Genomic DNA, 1,824 nt, shown 5'->3' on the forward strand with positions numbered 1-1,824 from the left:
CTAGTGCCGCATCAGGCAACGTTCGCCCCGTTGTGACGTGTCGTCTGGTTGCGGTACCGGGCGGCGCTGGGCGGTCAGAATGGTCCCGTGGCTGAACGTGTGCGGGTCCGTGAGATCGACGACGATGAGGGGCAGCGGCTGCTGCGGATCGTCCGCAGGGGTACCGGCTCGGTGGTGACCTGGCGACGGGCCCAGATGGTGCTGCTGTCCGCCCAGCGCATGGACGTGGCGAAGATCGCCGAGGTGACGTTCACCAGCGCGGACCGGGTCCGGGACGTGATCCACAACTTCAACGCCGACGGCTTCGACTCCCTGTACCCGAAATACAAGGGTGGCCGCCCGAGGACTTTCACACTGCCCGAACGCCGGGAGATCAAGAAGATCGCCAAGTCCAAGCCGGCCGAGCACGGCCTGCCGTTCTCGACCTGGAGCCTGGCCAAACTGGCCGACTTCCTGGTCGCCGAGGGGGTGGTCGACGACATCAGCCACGAGGGCCTTCGGGTCCTGCTCCGCGAGGAGGGCGTCTCCTTTCAACGCGTGAAGACCTGGAAGACCTCCCGCGACCCCGACTACGCGGCGAAGAAGGCCCGGGTCGAGCACCTCTACGCGATCGCCGACGGCGAGGTCCTACCGGAGGACGGAGAGCCCGAAGTCGTTTTCTGCCTGGACGAATTCGGGCCGCTCAACCTCCAACCCCACCCCGGCAAGCAGTGGGCCGAGCGCGGCGGCAGACACAAGGACCCCGACCGTGAGCCGAGACCCCGCCGGCGGGCGACCTACACCCGCCCGCACGGGGTCCGGCACCTGTTCGCCGCCTACGACCTCGCCAGGGACCAGCTCTACGGCCACATCAAGAAGACCAAGAACCGCTCCAAGTTCCTGGAGTTCTGCCGCTACCTGCGTTCGTTACATTCGATGGATGTGCGGATCGCGATCGTCTGCGACAACTACTCTCCGCACCTGACGACGAAGCGGTGCCAGCGGGTCGGGACGTGGGCGGCGGCGAACAACGTGGAGATCGCCTACACCCCGACCAACAGTTCCTGGCTCAACCGGATCGAGGCCCAGTTCACCGCCCTGCGCTACTTCGCCCTCGACGGCACCGACCACCCCAGCCACAAGGCCCAGGGCAGCATGATCCGCCGCTACATCATCTGGCGGAACAAGCACGCCACCGACGAACGCCTACGCGAGGTCGTCAGCAGGGCGAACGTCGCGTGAGCTTGTCCCCGGTCAGGATGCGGGCCGGGACAGCGCATAGCCGAGCATCGGCCACGCCTCGCCCTTCGCCTCCTGCGTCTTGTCGCGCTGTGGATCACGACGAAACCCTGTGCGCGATGCCACCCGCTGCGAGGCGACGTTGTCGCGATGAACACGAAGCCACAGCTCGCTCAGGCCCACGTTCTGGAAGGCCCAGGCACTGAACAAGGCCACGGCCCGGGTCGCCGCCCCGCGTCCACGCGCCTCGGCGGCCACCCAGTAGGAGATCTCCCCGGTCTGACCGTCATGCCGCAGCGCAATGTTGCCCAGCCGCTGCCCAGTGACCGAGTCGCAGATGAGGAAGCCCTCCTCGTCGCCGGACTCTCGCAACCGGACGACCGCTGCCAGCACCTGCGCGGCGTCCAGTGTCGGCGAGTCTGTCGTGAACCGCTGGATCAGCGGGTCGCGCGTGCTCTCGGCATACCAGCCGGCATCCTCATCGGCCCACTCGCGAAGCCGAACCACCCCATCATCCAGTCCATGATCGCCCATAGCCGAACCCTGCCAGACCAACTCCCTCTGCGCCCGGCGAAGCAGGGCGAACGTTGCCTGATGCGGCACTAG

General features: G+C 67.1%; 2 protein-coding genes. One reads left to right on the forward strand and one right to left on the reverse strand.

The window, feature by feature from the left end:
• Positions 1–87: 87 nt before the first annotated feature.
• A complete protein-coding gene (locus ACFY2X_RS47265; RefSeq protein WP_389952027.1) occupies positions 88–1,221 on the forward strand; it encodes an IS630 family transposase in 1,134 nt (377 codons plus the stop codon).
• A 12-nt stretch (positions 1,222–1,233) separates the two neighbouring features.
• Here the strand turns inward: ACFY2X_RS47265 and ACFY2X_RS47270 are convergent.
• The coding region (locus tag ACFY2X_RS47270) for a GNAT family N-acetyltransferase (RefSeq protein ID WP_389952030.1) at positions 1,234–1,824 on the reverse strand (591 nt) is incomplete at its 5' end.

It is taken from the genome of Streptosporangium sp. NPDC000396, from assembly GCF_042898655.1.
In the GTDB taxonomy this organism is placed as follows: domain Bacteria; phylum Actinomycetota; class Actinomycetes; order Streptosporangiales; family Streptosporangiaceae; genus Streptosporangium.